The following is a 17,830-nucleotide window of genomic DNA, read 5'->3' on the forward strand; positions in this document are numbered from 1 at the left end:
ACCTATGAAAAAATCTACTCAGTCCAAAGCTTGGACAACGGTTCAAATTGCACGTCATCCTGAACGTCCGCAGTTTCTAGATTATGTCGGTGAAATCTTTACAGAGTTTGACGCCTTGCATGGTGATCGTTTGTTTGGTGACGATGGTGCGATGGTAGGTGGTCTTGCTCGTTTTGACGGTCAACCTGTGATGGTCATTGGACAACACCGTGGTCGTAGTACCCGTGAAAAATTAAAGCATAACTTCGGTATGGCTAATCCTGAAGGTTACCGTAAATCTCAACGCCTATTAGATATGGCTGAGCGTTTTAATCTTCCGGTCTTCACGTTTATTGATACTATGGGTGCTTACCCAGGTGTTGGTGCTGAAGAGCGTGGACAAGCCGAAGCAATTGCAACGAGTCTTGCTCAACTTTCACGTTTGAAAGTTCCTGTTGTTGCAACAGTACTGGGTGAAGGTGGTTCTGGTGGTGCTTTAGGTATTGGTGTGGCTGACAGAGTCATTATGTTGTCGCACAGTATTTATTCTGTGATTTCGCCAGAAGGCTGCGCATCTATTTTATGGAAAACTGCTGAAAAAGCGGCTCAAGCGAGCGAAGCTTTAGGTTTGACAGCAGACAAATTACAATCTCTAGGTATTGTTGAATATGTAGTAGATGAAGGCGAGGGGGCACATTTAGACCCTGAGCAAGTCATGCAAAACCTAAAAGTAGTTCTGAAGCAAGCTTTGGATGAATTGCTACCACTGGATGCAAATGAACGATGCGAAGCACGTTATCAACGTTTAATGAAGTTTGGCAGCGCAAATTTAGGCATAATGTCTTAAAGCAGGCTCAACTATTTTCAGAAAATAGTTCTTTCCTTATTGGATGTAGTGGCGGCATGGATTCAATGCTGCTACTACATTTGATGTCTCAAATTTTCCCTCAAAAGATCCGAGTAATTTATATCGACCATCAACTGCAATCACAAAGTGCAGAATGGGGGAAGCTTGTTGCTGAACAAGCTACTCGCTTAGATATTCCTTATATTATTCAAAAAGTTCAGGTTACCGATGGTAATTTGGAAGCTCAAGCACGTCAGGCACGTTATCAAGCTTATCGGCAGTATTTGCAAACAAATGAAACTTTAGTACTCGCTCATCATCAGCAAGATCAGGCTGAAACTGTCATACTCCGTTTATTATCGGGTGCAGGTGTTGATGGATTAGCTGCTATGCAGTCTGTGGATTACCGTGTAGATATGACGATTTGGCGTCCTTTTTTAGACTTATCTCGTGAGCAAATTGCTGATTGGACTACTCAACTTGAAATTGAGTATATAAATGACCCGACAAATTATGATATTCATTATGATAGGGCGTGGTCACGTGAGGAACTTTGGCCATTTTTACAAAACCGATTTCCTAAAATGCAGCAAGCACTGAGCCGAACCAGCTATTTGATGCAAGATGCTTCTGAAATTTTAGAAGAAGTTTTGAAAGTCGATTTAAAATATTGTGGTACAGCTGAGTGTTTAGACTTAACTAAACTTTTAGATTTATCGGCTGCTCGTCAACGTCAATTACTTTCGGTTTGGATGAAAGGTGATGGGCAATATCGACCTGCATTTGAAATGGTCGAGCGCTTGAAAAATGAAGTGATTGATTCAAAGTCTGATGCACAAGCCGCGTTACACTGGAACCAGTTTTACTATGCCCGTTATCAACATCATCTTTATAGATTGAGTAAGCAGGTTTTTTTTGCTGAAACATTAAGTCCGGTTGAAGCTGAATCAGAGCATCATTTCCAAATGGGGGAAATAGTGCATTACGCTTCAGCAAACTTTCAGATTACACAAAAAAATATCGGTTTGGCTCCATCTTTATTAAATAAAAAATTAACAATAATTCGACGTCAAGGTGGAGAAAAAGTCCATTTATATGGTCGTGTTGGTCAATGGCCATTAAAAAAAGCAATTCAAGAAGCACATATTTTGCCTTGGCTTCGTCATACAATTCAAATATTAGTCATAGATAATGTTATGCTTGGGGTTTTTACACCGAAAGGATTTTGGTTGGCTCAGTCTCCGTATTGTGAGCAAGGAGGATGGCAACCAGATTTAATTTCTCATTCTTGTAATCTGGTAAATGGCGAATATGGTTATGGCAAGTGCAGTAAATTGTAATATCTGTTTTATTGGTGGCGGTAATATGGCCCAAGCTTTAATTGGCGGGCTGGTTTCAAGAGGTTTACCACCGACACGTATTACTGTTTCAGATCCTGTTGAGCAGATCCGTCAATTATTACAAGAGAAAGAAGTCCACGTAGCACAAGATAACGTGGCTGCAATTCAAAATGCTGATGTTGTCGTATTGGCGGTAAAACCCCAAGTTTTGGCGACTGTTTTACGTCCGTTAAAAGGTCTGTTATCAGATAAATTGGTCATTTCAATTATTGCTGGTGCTGAAATTCAAACAATATCAAACTTAATTGATAGCGATCGAATTGTTCGAGTTATGCCGAATACACCAGCTCTAGTTCAAACAGGCGCGCATGGTATCTATGCAAATGATGTGGTAGGTGCTTCGGATCGTGAATTAACAAGTCAGATTTTAGCAGCCACAGGCTTAACAATTTGGGTAAACTCCGAAGCTCAAATTGATGCGGTAACAGCAGTTTCTGGTTCAGGCCCTGCATATTTTTTCTATCTGATGGAAAGTATGATCCGTGCGGGTAAGAATTTAGGACTGGATGAAAAAGTTGCAACCGCGTTGACTCTTCAAACGGCGTTAGGTGCGGCTCAAATGGCAATTACCAGTTCAAATACTCCATCTGAACTTCGTAAGAATGTGACATCGCCGAATGGTACAACACAAGCTGCACTTGAAGTTTTTGACCGTGCACAAATCTCCCAAAATATTCAATCTGCATTGGCTGCTGCTCAGAAGCGTAGCCAAGAATTGGCTCAAGAATTGAGTGACAGTGCGAAATAGCTTAAATAGGATAAGACAACTATGGGTGCAAATTCTGCGCTAATTTTTGGAATTTTAATTAATGTCGCGATTTTATTGGTCTTTTTCCGTTTTTTAATGCAATTAGCGGCAGTAAGTCCTTATAATCCTGTGGTTTTATCGACCGTAAAAGCGACTAAGATTGTTGATATTTTTGGCCGAATTTTTCCGACGGTCGCAAAAGGCCGATTTAATTTGGCTGCGTTGGTTCTTTTAATTACTTTGTATTTACTGAAAATTTTCGGTGTGATGTATCTTTCTGGCTCTATGCCAAATAGTCCGATTCATTTACTGATTCTGACATTTGTAACCATGATTCAGGATTTGATTCGTTTCTGCCGTTATTTAATTTTCGCAACAATCATTTTGAGTTGGGTGGTCATGTTTACTCAATCGCGTTCACCTTATATTGAGGTGATTCAAGATTTGGCTGAACCATTACTCGCGCCATTCCGTCGTTTATTGCCTAATATGGGAATGATTGATTTATCTCCAATTTTGGCATTTTTGGCACTCTATATTGCCGAGATCTTAATGAATGAAGTAGCAAAAGTTCTATTAACAGGACTTTAAGCTGACTCAATAAAAAAGGGCTGTATTTTACAGCCCTTTTTTATTTCTGTTAATTAATGGGCATCATCCCAATTTAGACCTTGTCCTACCTCAACCACTAAAGGCACGGAAATTTCTACAACAGATTCCATGACTTTTGCGATTTGTTTGGAAAGTTCTTCAGCAATGTTTTGGTCTACTTCAAAAACTAATTCATCGTGTACTTGAAGTAGTAACTTGGCTTGATCTTTTGGCAAGATTTTATCGACTTCAATCATCGCAATTTTAATAATATCAGCCGCACTACCTTGTAAAGGTGCATTGATCGCAGCACGTTCGGCAGCCTTACGCACCATCACATTTCGTGCATCAATATCTGGTGTATATAGACGACGGCCTAAAATAGTTTCAACAAAGCCTTGCTCTGATGCAACTTGACGCGTACGTTGCATATACTCATAAATGCCAGGATAGCGCTGGAAGTACTGTTTGATATAGTTCTGCGACTCTTGACGTGTGAAACCTAATTGACGAATCAAACCAAACTCAGACATACCATACAGTAGACCAAAGTTTACTGCTTTAGCTTGACGACGTTGATCATTGGTCACATCTTCAATTGCAATACCCAATACTTCTGCTGCAGTACGGCGGTGAACGTCTTGTCCGTGCTGGAATGCATGTACTAAAGCATCATCTTGAGAAAAATGTGCCATTAGACGTAGTTCAATTTGCGAGTAATCGGCAGCCAATAGAACTCGGCCTTCTGGAGCTATGAATGCTTTACGAATCTGACGGCCAATTTGTCTACGAATTGGAATATTTTGTAAGTTAGGATCGGATGAGGAGAGGCGGCCTGTCGCTGTGAGTGCTTGGTGATAGCTGGTATGCACACGATGCGTATCGTTATGAGATTGCTCAACTAGACGATCTGTATAGGTACTTTTTAGCTTTGCTAATCCGCGATGCTCTAGAATAATTTCTGCTAAAGGATGTTCAATTTTTTCTAAAACACTTTCACTGGTGCTGTATTGCCCAGTTGCAGTTTTTTTGCCGCCTTTGATTCCTAATTTATCAAATAGAATTTCGCCTACTTGTTTAGGTGAAGCAATATTAAAAGTTTCATCTGCAATTTCCATGGCCTGATTTTCAAGACCTTCCATGGTTTTTGCAAATTCAACACTTAATTTATCTAAGAATGCATGATCTAAACGAATGCCATTTTCTTCCATGCCTGACAAAATTCGGGCAACTGGCATTTCGATGTTATATAAAATATTTTCTAGCTCAGGAAATGGCTTAAGTTTATTTGAAAGAACTTCATATAAACGATAGGTCACATGTGCATCTTCTGCTGCATAGTGGGCAGCCACTTCAATCTCAATTTGATTAAAGGTTTTCTGCTTTACACCCTTACCCGCAATTTGTTCAAAAGTGGTGGTTAAGTGGCTTAGGTAGACGCGGGCAACATCATCCATTCCATGACGAGTAGCTGCTGCATTCAGTACATAAGATGCCAGCATGCTATCGAAATACCAGCCTTTTAACTCAATTCCGTGGTTTGCAAAAATGTGGGCATCATATTTAAGGTGATGACCAATTTTTTTAACCGCTTCATTTTCTAGTACGGGCTTAATTTGAGCCAGAATTTGTTCACGGTCCAGTTGGTCTGGAGCATTTTCATAGTTATGCGCTAAAGGCACATAGTATGCATCTTGTGCATCAAATGCGATTGAAAAACCGACCATCTCGGCAATACGGTAATCAAGACTTGTAGTTTCTGTATCAATGGCAAAATGATCAGCATTTTGCATGCGTTGCAAGAGTTGATCCCATGCTTCTTGAGTTAAAACAGTATGATAATTTGCAGTTCCAAGCTGGTCATCTTGACTAGTTAGGCTTGCCTGATCTTCGGTTTCTATAGCGTCAGCCGGTTTAACTTCATCTTGAACGACTACTTGTGAAACTTGTTGTTTATAAGCAGAGCTGTTTGGATTATTTGGATGATCAAGCGACTGCAACTGATTTCTAAACTCAAGCTCAGTATATAAGTTGCGTAAAGCGTCAACATTTGGGTCGATAAGCTTTAATTCGTGCCAGTCGAGCTCTAAAGGAAGATCACATACAATGCTAGCTAACTGGTGATCAAGCTTAATATTCTCTAAATTATCTTTGATATTTTGACTAATTTTGCCTTTAAGTTGGTCTGCATTGGCAATGATATTGTCTAAAGTGCCATATTCAGTCAGTAACTTAGCTGCTGTTTTTGCACCTATACCTGGAACACCCATAATACCGTCAGATGCATCGCCCATCAGGGTTAAGTAATCGATAATCTGATTTGGCCAAACGCCAAATTTTTCAAATACACCGTCGGTGTCCATTACGCGATCTTTAAAGCTATCTTCTAGTTTTACATGATCATTCACTAACTGAGCCATGTCTTTATCTCCTGTTGAGATAAGCACATGATGGCCTTCGAGCACAGCACGTTTAGCAAGTGTACCGATAATGTCATCTGCTTCTGCACCCGGAAGACTATATAAAGGAATCCCTTGAGCTTTAATCAATGCATGTAAATATGGAATTTGTTGAGCTAACTCTTCTGGCATACTAGGGCGGTCACCTTTATAGATTGGTGAAAGCTTATGACGGAAGGTTGGTTCGGGAGTGTCAAAAATTACGGCCATATGCGTCGGTTGCATACGACGCATAAGTTTTTGAATCGCAGAAATTGCTCCACGTATTGCATTGGTATGTAACCCTGTAGAGGTCGTCAATGGTGGTAATGCATGATATGCACGAAATAAAAAATAGGACCCATCAACCAAGACAAATGGTGGCATTGAACAATTCCTTAATTTGAATTACGGGTATTTTACGTGAAAACGGCTATGAATGCAGGATTATGATTTTTGCAGTATTTTGTATGTATAAATATACGCTTGTATTGGCTTAAAGTAAGATGACATGTAATGAAGGTGTCATATTGCTAAGCCCATGTATAAAAAAGACAAACAGGGAATGATCATTGTTTTGATCGCTTTGACTTTGTTTTTAGCCATTTCGATTGGTTTTAAATTCCAGAGTGCTGTTGCTGCTTTATCTATTGCACTCGTGGTAGTACTGGTTCAGTTATTATCAAATCTGCATCAGCGTCTGACTCATTTAGAACAACAGTTTTCTCAGCAGAAAAAGCCACTTTATTCTATTCATATGCAAACAATAGTGATTTATGCAGCCGCATTGGTTGCATTAGTTGCTTATATGAATCACTGGATGGGGATTGCTGGCGGTGCATTACTGGTTTTATTGTTATGTTTAGTCCAAACGATTAGTGCGTTTCATACTCGATTGTTGTATCTCGAGTCAGCAAAACAAACTGTTCATGTAAATGAGACTATACAAACAGAAACTATACCTCCCGTACTAGAGCAAGCTAACTTCCATAATACAGATGTGTTAGTCCCAGCTGAAAAGATACCTTTAAATCAAACAGAACAAACAGCTCAGGTAAAGACTGCATGGTGGCAACCAGCAGTCGACTGGATGGTCCATGGCAATCCAATTTTAAGAGTTGCCGTCGCTGTGTTGATGGTTGGGGTAGTGTTGTTATTGCGTTTCGCAAGTGAGCACTGGCAGCTCAGTTTAGGCATAAAACTTGGTTTCATTGCGATTGCCGGAGGCGTATTAACAGCATTTGGTTATAGCTTGCAAAAGAAAAATCAGCTTTTTGCTGTGGCATTGCAGGGTGTAGGACTAGCTGTTGTATTCCTAACACTCGTGTTCTCACATCATTTTGGTGTAATCGCCAACCTCACGACAGCAAGTATTCTGTTTACTGTTTTATTAGCAATCACCGTATTTTTAAGTTTAAAACAACAGGCAATTTATTTAGCTATTTTAGCACTGGGGATGGCTTACGCAGCACCTTTAGTTATTCCGCAATATCGTCCAGATGTAGTCTTTCTATTTAGCTACTACTTAGTCATTAATCTTGCTGTTGCTGCTGTTAATTTTATTCAGCCTTGGAAAATCTTAAATCAGATTGCTTTCTTTGCCACGATGTTTATTGGCGGTAGCGCGATAGGTTTTTATGCAGAACCTGCAAAATTTGACACATTAGACTGGATTTTATGGCTACATATAGCCCTGTTTATTTGGCTTAGTGTCCGTTATAGCCAAAATATATCTCGAGTTTCAGCACGTGAACAACAAGAAGGCATTCGTTTGCCTCCACTCTTAGATGTTGGCCTTATTTTTAGTGTGCCTGTATTAGGTTTTACACTTCACGCCTATTTAGTACATGAGTCTACTCAAGCGTTAACGATTGGTGCTGCTGTTTTGGCTGGTACTTATGCGGTATTAACTTTCTGGATCAAAAAGACTCATCCTCAACTTTCAGTTCTTGCCAAAAGCTTTTTCATCCTCGCCGTTGCATTTTTTGCTTTAATCTTTCCACTCGCGAAGGGGGCACATTGGACTGCGATTGGTTGGGTGGCTCAAGGTACGGCCCTCATTGTATGGGGAGTAACTGAGCGCTACCGTTTAAGCCGATATATTGGTGTAATTTTAGTTTTACTCAGTTCAATTGCATTGTTTTATCAATTTTGGGCGAATGCAGAGTTCCCGACTCTAAGCACAAGCATTTATGCAATTGCCCAATTCATTTCGGCCTATTATTTATTGCAATACAACAGTAAAGAGCAACACTATTTTAGTGCAAGCATGTTTAGTGGTATTTTCTTGTGTTTAGGGATGTATGCAGGCGCTATCGCTGGTATAGAAATTTTGACATGGCAACATCACGGCTTAAGTCCATATTTGATGATTGCGATACTATTATTATCAATATTTAGTGTAGTCGTTCACTACAAACTAAGGGGCCACTGGCAGAGTCTACAGTTAAGTTTAATTGGCCTGTTATTATTGTTGATTCTGGGTGAAGCCTTTACCAGTCAAGTATTCAGCTTGTTTAAATGGCCGAGTATATTGCAGCAGGGTACTTTCCTCATTGCAACAACACTCCTTAGTGCTTTATTTATAATGGCTCAACCGCAGTCAGGTCAGTTTGGATCTTTAAAGGTCTGGTCTGGTTTAAGCTGGTTGGCATTAGCGACAGTTGGTTTGGCGATTTTTCCACAAATGCCAATTGTTGCTTTGGCTTTTGTACCTCTAGTTTATTCACTCTGGGCATATAAGTTTCATAAGACCACATTGCTACATCAAATTCCGGTGTGGTGTCTAAGCTTGCTTTGGTTGCTTGTAGTCAGTGTTGACATCCATTCTGCTGAGTATCTTTACTTTATTCCTTTATTGAACTTGACTGACTTTCTTTCAATTGTGGTATTTGCAGGTCTACTCTTTATTATTTATCAGCATGCTTTTGATCAAGATAAATCACTGGAGTGGACTTTTAAAATTACAACAATTTTAGTGGGGTTATTAGTATTCAGTAGTGTAGTGGTCAGAGGCTTGCACCATTACTGGGCGACACCACTCTGGAGTGCAGCAATTTGGACAAATGGCTTGGTGCAGTTAAGTTTGACATTGCTTTGGGTAATCTTGGCATTCATTTTAACCACGTTCTCAAGTCGCAAAATGATCCGTCAACTTTGGTTTGTGGGCGCAGCACTTTTAGGGATTGTCGTATTAAAGTTGATTTTGCTCGATTTATCGCAAAGCGCGACTTTAACTCGGGTTATTTCATTTATTGGGGCGGGTGGGGTAATGTTGATTATTGCTTATCTTGCACCATTACCACCGTCATCCTCTGTACAGAGAAATGAAGAGCCTAAGCTTTAGGCTCTCGATTTAATTCTTTTTGATTACTGTATTGATCGATATCATCTTCAGCAAAAACATTCGATGGTCGATCAATTAATCCCATTTTAGGAACAGGAATTTCAATTCGGTTATCTAAAAATCCATTTCGAATTCTTTCTTGCATCTCATCTCGAACTTTTAAAGAGTTTTCTTGTCGACACCACATTGTAAATAAAAGCTCAATTGATGATTCTCTGAATGCAGTAACTGTAACAGCAGGCTTTGGGTCATCTAATACAAGAGGATAATGAGCTGCTACGTTAAGTAGAACCTCGCGAACTTTAATGATGTCTTCATGGAAGTTAATTGCAAGTGTAATTGGAATACGCCGTATTGGGTATTTAGATAAGTTGTGTACAGGAGCACGAATAAGCTGTTCGTTTGGTAAACGAATGTAGACATTGTCTAATGTAAGCAGCTTAACTGAAAGCAAATCAATCGAGATCACTTCACCTTCAATTGTATTTCCACGAATGAGCGTAATCTGGATCGTATCACCGACTTCAAATGAACCTTCGCCAATCAAAAATAAACCACTGATTAAGTTACTGGCAGACGTTTGCGATGCGAAACCGAGCGCTACGGTTAAAATCCCTGCCGCGCCAAGAAATACACTGAGCTTAAAACCAGCTTCTTTTAAACTCGTCATAATGAAGAGTAAGAAAATAAAATAAAAAATACCGCGGCGCCACACCAAACGTTGATGAGCATTAAAGCGTGACCCAATGGTTCTAATAAATGTATTTGAAATAATTCGGGCAAGAACAAAACCAATAAAACACAGCACAACACCGACTAAAATTTCACTAATACGTTCGGTATTGATATTGGTAAATATACTTGTGAGGCTATCAGCGATATCCTTAGGAATACTTGTATCAGCCATATAAACCTCTTAAAAGAATGAATCAAACATATTGAATAATGCTCCACCAGGTGAACGTGGCGGATGAACATAGGTTACTTCACCAGCAAGTGGTGGGGTGCGGTTTTCAATACGAATGCGTGCGGGACGATCAGAGCCTTCATAATAAACTTTAATTTGAGAAGTCCATAAACGGCCCGTACTTTCACTATAAAAAAGAGGCAGGGCGGTAACGGGCACATTCATGCGGTCAAAGCGCAATTGATGATTACTGGTATTGTGAAAGTCAATTGGGGTTACAGCACGAAAAGCACGTGGCTTTAACAGGTTCAAATCGGTACGTCCATCTACTGAAGTGGCATAACAAATTTCGCCTTGCTGGGCATTTGGGCCAAACCATGTATCTTTGGGCTGAATTAGAGGGATTTCAAACAAAGGCTCATGCTGACTTTCAACTAAACCGGCAATCCATAGTGGTGTACTAATATAAAGAGTTCCGCGTTGTCCCGCGGGAATGTAGATAGGATCAACAGGTTTAATGACCACGGAGCGGTCTGCCAGACGTGGCATAAGAAGAAATTCTGGATTAGTTTTCCGGAACATGTAGCGTTCTACTTGAACGGTATGCGGAAAGGCAAAATTCGGATCTGCGATTGGATGCCAATCCTGCTCATTATCGTCTTGAAGAGATGGACGATAATATTCGATACGCCATTCTTTGATGCCGCGCGTTAGACGAAAAAGCATTGAACCGAATTGCCATGCTTTAGCCTGATTAATTTCAAAGTGCTGTTCACCCCACCATTTTAGAGAATTCTGGGGACGAGGCTGATATTCATTATTTTCAAACAAGACGTAAAATTCCTCTACCGAGTTGTTAAACAGACTTCACGCTGTAATCTGCTTAGAGTACACTCAAAATCATCTTACTCATCATTATAAATTGTGATGCAAATATTGAAACAAATACAAGTTCCATATAGTTTTGCCAAGCGTCATGGTGTTTTATTTCGTTATGACGGTGATCAAGTATTTATTATTAGACGTCAAAATACTGAAAAAATTGCATTGCAGGAAGCAAGACGAATTCTAGGTAAGCCAGCTCACTACCAATTATGTACTGAACAAGAATTTAATGCACTGCTTAGTACAAGTTATGCGCGAGATACAGGGGAGTCACAAGAAGTTGCAGCAGGTTTAGAAGATCATCCTGATTTATTAAGCTTGGCCGATCAAGTTCCAGAAACAGAAGATCTGATGGACCAAGAAGATGATGCCCCAATTGTTCGTCTTATTAATGCGCTACTTTCAGAAGCAATTCGAGTAGGAGCTTCTGATATTCATATTGAAGCTTTTGAAAAGAAATTATCTGTACGATTACGTGTAGATGGTCAACTACGTGAAATTGTACAGCCACGCCGTGAGTTGGCACCTTTGCTTGTTTCACGTATTAAAGTAATGGCAAAGCTGGATATTGCAGAGAAGCGGGTGCCGCAAGATGGCCGTATTTCTTTACGTCTTGCGGGACGAGAAGTAGATGTCCGTGTTTCGACTTTACCTTCATCACATGGTGAAAGAGTTGTAATGCGTTTGCTGGATAAACAAGCTGGTCGTCTTAATATGATCCATTTGGGTCTGATGGTAAATGACTATGAGCGTTTAACTCAGTTAGTGCATCGTCCCCATGGCATTATTCTGGTAACAGGTCCTACAGGCTCGGGGAAAACAACGACCTTGTATGCAGCCTTATCTGATCTAAACGACAATACGCGTAACATTTTGACAGCCGAAGATCCGATTGAATATCAACTTGAAGGTATTGGGCAGACACAAGTCAATACTAAGGTAGATATGACTTTTGCTCGTGCTTTAAAGGCAATGTTGCGTCAAGATCCAGATGTAGTGATGGTGGGTGAGATTCGTGATCTCGAAACTGCTGAAATTGCAGTGCAAGCATCATTAACGGGCCATTTGGTTTTATCGACACTACATACCAATACCGCTATTGGTGCGGTCACTCGACTTAAAGATATGGGGATTGAACCATTCTTACTATCTAGCTCTTTAATTGGAGTGATTGCTCAACGTTTGGTTCGTACCTTATGTCCACATTGTATGACATGGCGTGAAGCAGATACTTTCGAAAGACAGGTATTTCAGCATATTCATAGTGAGTCTATGTTGAAGTTACCACAGGCTCAAGGATGTGATCATTGTTCACATTTAGGTTTTAATGGGCGTACAGCTATTTATGAAATCGTGCCTGTTGATGATTCTATGCGCCGTCAGATTCACGGAAATGCGGCTGAATATGAATTAGAAAATCATGCTCGTCAGTACTCTGGCTCTATTCGTGATGATGGTTTACGCAAAGTACTTACAGGTAAAACTACACTCGAAGAAGTGCTTCGAGTAACCAATGAAGCAAGTGAAGCATAATTTGTAACGTGCAATAAAAATGCCCGATAAGATTCGGGCATTTTTTAAAACTTAAAAAATTACTCAGTTACAATATTAAAAGTTACATCAATATTGTTGCGAGTTGCATTTGAATATGGGCAAACAATATGAGCTGCTGCAACTAACTTTTCAGCTTCTTCACGGTCCATGCCAACCAAGTAAACATTTAAAGTTACTTCGATGCTAAAACCTGTAGGAATTGGACCAATACCTACTTCGCCTTCTACATAAGCATCTTTAGCAATATTAAATTTATCGCGGTTCGCAACAAATTTTAAAGCTCCTAAAAAGCATGCTGAATAGCCAGCTGCAAATAATTGCTCAGGATTTGTTACAGCACCACCAGCGCCACCCATTTCTTTAGGTACGCCAAGTTGTACATCTAATACACCGTCTGATGAAGTTGCACGGCCATCACGACCACCGGTTGCTTTAGCTTTTGCACGATAAACAACTTTTTCTAATGACATCGTTTTTATTCCTAAAATAAATTGAATACAAATATATCGTACACGACTTAATTATTTTGACAAGTAAATTTTTTGAAAAAATTGCTGTTTATTTGACTAGGTTTGTGCGGAGTTTAGTAAGTTGATCTTTCAGGCCCAGTAGCGTTGTCATATCACATGAACTTGCCTCTAATACTTCGGCTGGAATATTCATTGCCTGATCTTTCAATTTTTTTCCTTTATCGCTTAGCGTAATAATAACTTGACGTTCATCTTGCGTTGAGCGAGTGCGATGAAGCAAATGTAAGGCTTCTAATTTTTTCAAAATGGGGGTGAGGGTAGATGATTCTAAAAAAAGTTTAGCTCCAATTTCTGAAACAGTCACTTCATCCTGTTCCCACAAAACTAACATCACCAAATATTGAGGATAAGTAATACCCAAAGGTGTTAAAAGTTTTCGGTAGAGCTGATTAAGCGCTAAATTTGTTGAATAGACGAGGAAACATAATTGATTTTCAAGCTTTAAGTTTTGACAGTCTTGGTCCATATATTCCTCAAAGAAACTCATATTGCTTTTGTAGTATATCGCGTTCTATTCAGTTTCTTAAATGTTCATAAGAATAGGTTATGAATAAAGTAAATTAAGAGACATAAAAAATGGAATAATTAATCCAATTATTCCATAAGATAAAAATATTTTAGATAAAAGTGTCTACCATAGATCTGCAATTTTTTTCATTAAACGCGCGCGATATTTAGCAGTAGGATTATTTGCATTACGTTGTTGCTCTTGTTCATAAAAATCTTGCCAAGCAGTGATCATTTCAAGTGTTGTTCCTTGTTTTTTAATCATAGAAACATCTGCGGGTTGAATATTTTCTAAACGTTGTCTTGCACCTTCTGCACCCGTTCCCCATCCAATTATTCTTTGACCAAATGCAGGCAAAGGAATATTTTTAGGAGTAGAGGGAAGAGTATCTGAGTTGAGCTGTGCGGTTGGCGAAACGAAATGATTCGTTGTACCAAACTCGGCATAACAATGAATATTTGCCCCCAAGCAAAAAAAACTAAATAAGTATTTCCACATGAATAATTAAACTTTTAATAGTGAATCAATTTACGGTGTGTCATTAGAGGCATTGAAGAGCGGACGAGATCTTGTGCTGTTAAATCAAAGGGTACAGTGATTAAACCATTCCCTTCATTTTCAATCATACTTAAAATTTGACCACGACTATCTGTTGCCCCCGAGTGTCCCCAGGTTTGTCGTTTTTCACCATGCCAGCCCTGTTGTGCTGCACCTAAAACATAACATTGGCTATCCATTGCACGAGCCTGTAGCAAAAGCTGCCAGTGCATTTGTCCAGTTGTGTAGGTAAACGCAGCAGGAGCAGTAAGAATATGAGCACCTTGTTGGCTTAGCGTTAGAGCAAGCTCTGGAAAACGTAAGTCATAACATACCATTAAGCCAATATTGCCAAAAGGAGTAGATGTGACTACTACGTCTGTTCCAGGTTCAAAGAAACGAGACTCCTGATAACCACCGACAGCATCACCAACTTGCACATCAAATAAATGGATCTTGTCATAACGTGCTTCTGTACGCTCAGGGCTAATACAGAGGCTAACAGTTCGGACGCGACCATCTTCAATAGTGGATCCATCTGGACGGAATGGGCAAGGTAAGGTGCCAGCCACAATCCAGATTTGATATTGATGCGCTAGTTTCTCAAGCCTTTGTTGAATAGATTCAAATTGCTCAGCGGTTTCACGTTGTTTTCCAGCAGCAAAACATACAAAGTTTTCGGGGAAAACAATCAAACTGGCATTTTGCGCCTTGCTCTGTTGAATCAAAGACTCAATGACTTGAAAGTTATTTTCAATATCATCTTGAGAGTTCATTTGAGCAACAGAAACAAGGGTCATATTCTAATCCGGCTTAATCGTGAAAATCAGGCATTTTGCTTATCCGATACCTGTTCAAGCGTATCTTGTTCTTTCTGTAATTGCTTCACAAGTGGCTCAAACATATTCTGATTGTTTGCATTGAGTTTCATCAATGTCTTATGTGCATCCAGAACGGTTCTTAGCATTGCATTATGAGTGATTTGTTCATCTGTTAACGTTAACGTGCAAACATTAGGATCACCACAATAATTCAAAATGACAAAAACCTGCCCTAGCCCCATACTGTTGGCTAAGGTTGTGATATCTGGATTGGTAGATAGCATCACAGCTTGAATATGATGAGTTTGTTTAAGCTTTAAACCTAGCTTGGCTAGGATGCCTAATACAGTACTATCAATAAATGTTGTTTGGGTTAAATCAACGATTGCACCAACAACATTCTCTTGCTGTTCAATTCTGTTTAAAAGTTTGTCTAGACTTATACAAGAATGGGCTCGCACTTCACCAATAAGTTTGAAAATATGCGTTCCATTTAAACTTGCATATTCAACATGACCTGTTGACATATAAATGCCATTTTCAGAGAAGGATAGAAAAATTATCACATAGTGCCATCCTAGACTCAAGAGTCCTTAGGTCGTATATTATGTAATTAATTGATTCTTAAATTAATTCATTCGACAAAGACTGAAGATGGCAATATCATCGGCCACATGATCGGGTGCTTGAAATGATTGATTTTGCAAATGATGGACCAATTGTTGGAACTGATCGTTTAAGCCACCATCAAAGGGTTCGAGGGCTCCGTCCGAGCAAACAATGAAGCGAGCGTGGCGATTTAGTGTACAAATATGCTCTTCAACTTCGAGTTCGTCCGTTAAGCCTAGTGGGAAACTACTTGTTGTTAGAATTTTAGGTGCCTGATTAGGTTCAAAAATGATAGGAGGTGGGTAATGCCCAGCACTTGACCAGCGAAGAGTATGTGTTTCAAGGTTTAAAATACCCACCACAATCGTAATGTGCTTTTCAATATTCTCTTGAACTAACATTCCGTTTAATTTTTTTATTAATTGTCTTGGAGTTTTAGAACGGCCATGAAAAGCTGCCATCCATGATGTTAATAAACTACTTGTTACACCATGACCTGAAACATCAGCAAGATAGAATAAAACTTCTTTATCATTTAATTTCCAATAGTCGTACCAATCACCGGAAAGATAAGCTGAAGGCTGAAAGAAAGTTTCGACTTCATAATTTAATAAATCAATTGGATTGGGTAATAATCGTTTTTGTAGTTCAGCAGCTGAAGGTAAATCACGACTATCTTGATTACGTTTATATTGAGCATCAATTCTTGATAATGCTTTGTTTAAGTCGTTAGGTAGTTGATTCCATACCCAACCTGCAAGAGCGCCAGCTTCCCATGCATGAGCTAAAGCGCTACCTTCATTTTCAAAAGCAATTACAATAGTTGGTAAATTCCACTTATAAGTCAGGAAATCTTGTACATCTGCAATTGCAATGATAGTTGGATCATATAAGTCTAAATCATCTATGTTAATGACTTGTAAGCCTGGTAGTTTATCCAAAGCTTGCTCTAAATAAGGAATAGAGCGTGTCGGTTTAATAAAATACATAGAAGATATGGTAGTCCTTTTATATGATCACTTTATTCATCATAGAGTATGTATGATCAAAATCAAGGTATTGCCAACTCTCAAACCCAGCAATACCTTGATTTTATCTTTTAAGGGTTTTGGTTCACATCTGGTGTATCTTGTGAATCATCAATAAAGGATACATCAGCCGAGTTTCCTTTTTTCTCAGCAATTTGGAAAGCTTTACGTTGGAGATACAAATCGCGAATCATCGCATACTGATCACCTTGTATAGTTTGATCCAAATCTAGATATTGGGCACGTGTATCAATGGCTTGTAATACGTTAGTTGACCAATAAAGACCATCTTGGTTATTCATAATATATTTTTGTGGACGAGCCTGAGAGTCTACAGCTAAGCCAACACCATCACGTAAAGTACTTGGACCAAAGAAAGGCAACATCAGAAATGGACCTGAAGGCACACCATAATAACCAAGAGTTACGCCAAAGCTCTCATCTTCAGGTGGAAGACCTAAGCGACTAGCAGGGTCAGCTAAACCTAAAGTTGTTAATGTATTAACCGTAAATCGGCCAAGAGTCTTTGCCGCACGACCAGGACGTCCTTGAATTAGCTGGTTAACAGCATTCCATGGTTCACCAAGATTTTTGCGGAACTGACGATAAGAACCTTGAACATCCTCTGGTGTCTTTTCTCTATATTGAACAGCAATAGGTCGCAAAAAATTACGGTCTAACATATCGTTAAAAGAATAAATTGGGCGGTTCAATGACTGTAATGGATCTTTTACTGTATCTGGTTGAGCAGCGTTTGCATTGATTTTTAAGTCTTTAGCTTTTAGTCCTTTCAAATCTTTAATAATTTGTGAGCGGGGGCGGCCTTGCTGAGCCTCTGTTGAAGTAGCATCTTCCGAACTAGCGGCAGATTCTTCAGTAAGATTTTCCTGAGCGTGTGCTGAGGTATAAAGACCTACAGTTAATAAGCTCGATAATAGTAAATTAGAATAATTCATATAATTCCTTAACCGCTAGCCAGGCTATGTTCAATATGCAGTTGGATAGAGATATATTTTAATACAGAAGCGATAAGCTATTATCAATGTAAAATTGGTCAAATAATATAGAAAAATAACTAAAAAGTCTAAAAAATGAGCACTCG

16 protein-coding genes are annotated in these 17,830 nt (G+C 39.3%); 6 read left to right on the forward strand and 10 right to left on the reverse strand.

Features of this window, described 5'->3' with window-relative positions; genetic code table 11:
- The first annotated feature begins 4 nt into the window (after nt 1–4).
- From WA249_RS01615 to WA249_RS01630, 4 genes are read left to right on the forward strand one after another with little or no spacing between them, the layout of a single operon-like run.
- Complete coding sequence (locus tag WA249_RS01615) at nt 5–826, forward strand: acetyl-CoA carboxylase carboxyltransferase subunit alpha (protein ID WP_003655062.1); 822 nt, start codon at nt 5–7, stop codon at nt 824–826.
- A complete protein-coding gene (gene tilS, locus WA249_RS01620) occupies nt 763–2,166 on the forward strand; it encodes a tRNA lysidine(34) synthetase TilS (RefSeq protein ID WP_336166109.1) in 1,404 nt (467 codons plus the stop codon). The genes WA249_RS01615 and tilS overlap by 64 nt, the downstream gene beginning before the upstream one ends.
- Nucleotides 2,138–2,974 (forward strand): pyrroline-5-carboxylate reductase, encoded by an 837-nt coding sequence (proC, locus tag WA249_RS01625; protein WP_336166128.1) that lies wholly within the window; start codon nt 2,138–2,140, stop codon nt 2,972–2,974. The genes tilS and proC overlap by 29 nt, the downstream gene beginning before the upstream one ends.
- A gap of 21 nt (nt 2,975–2,995) precedes the next feature.
- A complete protein-coding gene (locus WA249_RS01630) occupies nt 2,996–3,565 on the forward strand; it encodes a YggT family protein (RefSeq protein ID WP_003655065.1) in 570 nt (189 codons plus the stop codon).
- Between the two features lie 53 nt (nt 3,566–3,618).
- On the opposite strand, the gene polA is transcribed toward WA249_RS01630, so the two are convergent.
- Nucleotides 3,619–6,390, reverse strand: a complete 2,772-nt coding sequence (gene polA, locus WA249_RS01635; RefSeq protein WP_336166110.1) for a DNA polymerase I — start codon at nt 6,388–6,390, stop codon at nt 3,619–3,621.
- A gap of 154 nt (nt 6,391–6,544) precedes the next feature.
- Between polA and WA249_RS01640 the strand changes: the two genes are divergently transcribed.
- Complete coding sequence (locus tag WA249_RS01640) at nt 6,545–9,349, forward strand: DUF2339 domain-containing protein (RefSeq protein ID WP_336166111.1); 2,805 nt, start codon at nt 6,545–6,547, stop codon at nt 9,347–9,349.
- On the opposite strand, the gene WA249_RS01645 is transcribed toward WA249_RS01640, so the two are convergent.
- Nucleotides 9,339–10,256, reverse strand: a complete 918-nt coding sequence (locus WA249_RS01645) for a mechanosensitive ion channel family protein (protein WP_174743639.1) — start codon at nt 10,254–10,256, stop codon at nt 9,339–9,341. The genes WA249_RS01640 and WA249_RS01645 overlap by 11 nt on opposite strands.
- 9 nt (nt 10,257–10,265) lie before the next feature.
- On the reverse strand, nt 10,266–11,087 hold the full coding sequence (locus WA249_RS01650; protein WP_336166112.1) for a hypothetical protein: 822 nt from the start codon (nt 11,085–11,087) through the stop codon (nt 10,266–10,268).
- A 96-nt stretch (nt 11,088–11,183) separates the two neighbouring features.
- Here WA249_RS01650 and gspE point away from each other — a divergent pair, with 96 nt between their 5' ends.
- Nucleotides 11,184–12,674, forward strand: coding sequence for a type II secretion system ATPase GspE (gene gspE, locus WA249_RS01655; protein ID WP_336166113.1), 1,491 nt, complete (start codon nt 11,184–11,186; stop codon nt 12,672–12,674).
- A gap of 59 nt (nt 12,675–12,733) precedes the next feature.
- On the opposite strand, the gene WA249_RS01660 is transcribed toward gspE, so the two are convergent.
- The 7 genes from WA249_RS01660 to WA249_RS01690 all read right to left on the reverse strand — a co-directional run bounded on the left by WA249_RS01660 (nt 12,734) and on the right by WA249_RS01690 (nt 17,684).
- Nucleotides 12,734–13,165, reverse strand: a complete 432-nt coding sequence (locus WA249_RS01660; protein ID WP_336166114.1) for an organic hydroperoxide resistance protein — start codon at nt 13,163–13,165, stop codon at nt 12,734–12,736.
- An 88-nt stretch (nt 13,166–13,253) separates the two neighbouring features.
- A complete protein-coding gene (locus tag WA249_RS01665) occupies nt 13,254–13,691 on the reverse strand; it encodes a MarR family winged helix-turn-helix transcriptional regulator (protein WP_336166115.1) in 438 nt (145 codons plus the stop codon).
- 165 nt (nt 13,692–13,856) lie between these two features.
- Nucleotides 13,857–14,231, reverse strand: coding sequence for a DUF4951 domain-containing protein (locus WA249_RS01670; protein ID WP_336166116.1), 375 nt, complete (start codon nt 14,229–14,231; stop codon nt 13,857–13,859).
- A 14-nt stretch (nt 14,232–14,245) separates the two neighbouring features.
- Complete coding sequence (locus WA249_RS01675; protein WP_336166117.1) at nt 14,246–15,070, reverse strand: carbon-nitrogen hydrolase family protein; 825 nt, start codon at nt 15,068–15,070, stop codon at nt 14,246–14,248.
- Nucleotides 15,071–15,096: 26 nt separating this feature from the next.
- Complete coding sequence (gene gigB / locus WA249_RS01680; protein ID WP_002117273.1) at nt 15,097–15,618, reverse strand: anti-anti-sigma factor GigB; 522 nt, start codon at nt 15,616–15,618, stop codon at nt 15,097–15,099.
- 102 nt (nt 15,619–15,720) lie between these two features.
- Nucleotides 15,721–16,689, reverse strand: coding sequence for an RsbU family protein phosphatase GigA (gigA, locus tag WA249_RS01685; RefSeq protein ID WP_042895048.1), 969 nt, complete (start codon nt 16,687–16,689; stop codon nt 15,721–15,723).
- Nucleotides 16,690–16,799: 110 nt separating this feature from the next.
- A complete protein-coding gene (locus WA249_RS01690) occupies nt 16,800–17,684 on the reverse strand; it encodes an MlaA family lipoprotein (protein WP_336166118.1) in 885 nt (294 codons plus the stop codon).
- Between the last annotated feature and the right edge of the window lie 146 nt (nt 17,685–17,830).

This window comes from Acinetobacter sp. 161(2023), assembly GCF_037027805.1.
GTDB lineage: Bacteria > Pseudomonadota > Gammaproteobacteria > Pseudomonadales > Moraxellaceae > Acinetobacter.

Excerpts from the sequence above, each read along its gene's own strand:
- WA249_RS01615 (WP_003655062.1), top strand. The coding sequence starts at position 5 with ATGAAAAAATCTACTCAGTCCAAAGCTTGGACAACGGTTCAAATTGCA.
- tilS (WP_336166109.1), top strand. The coding sequence starts at position 763 with ATGCGAAGCACGTTATCAACGTTTAATGAAGTTTGGCAGCGCAAATTT.
- proC (WP_336166128.1), top strand. The coding sequence starts at position 2,138 with ATGGTTATGGCAAGTGCAGTAAATTGTAATATCTGTTTTATTGGTGGC.
- WA249_RS01630 (WP_003655065.1), top strand. The coding sequence starts at position 2,996 with ATGGGTGCAAATTCTGCGCTAATTTTTGGAATTTTAATTAATGTCGCG.
- polA (WP_336166110.1), bottom strand. The coding sequence starts at position 6,390 with ATGCCACCATTTGTCTTGGTTGATGGGTCCTATTTTTTATTTCGTGCA.
- WA249_RS01640 (WP_336166111.1), top strand. The coding sequence starts at position 6,545 with ATGTATAAAAAAGACAAACAGGGAATGATCATTGTTTTGATCGCTTTG.
- WA249_RS01645 (WP_174743639.1), bottom strand. The coding sequence starts at position 10,256 with ATGGCTGATACAAGTATTCCTAAGGATATCGCTGATAGCCTCACAAGT.
- gspE (WP_336166113.1), top strand. The coding sequence starts at position 11,184 with ATGCAAATATTGAAACAAATACAAGTTCCATATAGTTTTGCCAAGCGT.
- WA249_RS01660 (WP_336166114.1), bottom strand. The coding sequence starts at position 13,165 with ATGTCATTAGAAAAAGTTGTTTATCGTGCAAAAGCTAAAGCAACCGGT.
- WA249_RS01665 (WP_336166115.1), bottom strand. The coding sequence starts at position 13,691 with ATGGACCAAGACTGTCAAAACTTAAAGCTTGAAAATCAATTATGTTTC.
- WA249_RS01670 (WP_336166116.1), bottom strand. The coding sequence starts at position 14,231 with ATGTGGAAATACTTATTTAGTTTTTTTTGCTTGGGGGCAAATATTCAT.
- WA249_RS01675 (WP_336166117.1), bottom strand. The coding sequence starts at position 15,070 with ATGACCCTTGTTTCTGTTGCTCAAATGAACTCTCAAGATGATATTGAA.
- gigB (WP_002117273.1), bottom strand. The coding sequence starts at position 15,618 with ATGTCAACAGGTCATGTTGAATATGCAAGTTTAAATGGAACGCATATT.
- gigA (WP_042895048.1), bottom strand. The coding sequence starts at position 16,689 with ATGTATTTTATTAAACCGACACGCTCTATTCCTTATTTAGAGCAAGCT.
- WA249_RS01690 (WP_336166118.1), bottom strand. The coding sequence starts at position 17,684 with ATGAATTATTCTAATTTACTATTATCGAGCTTATTAACTGTAGGTCTT.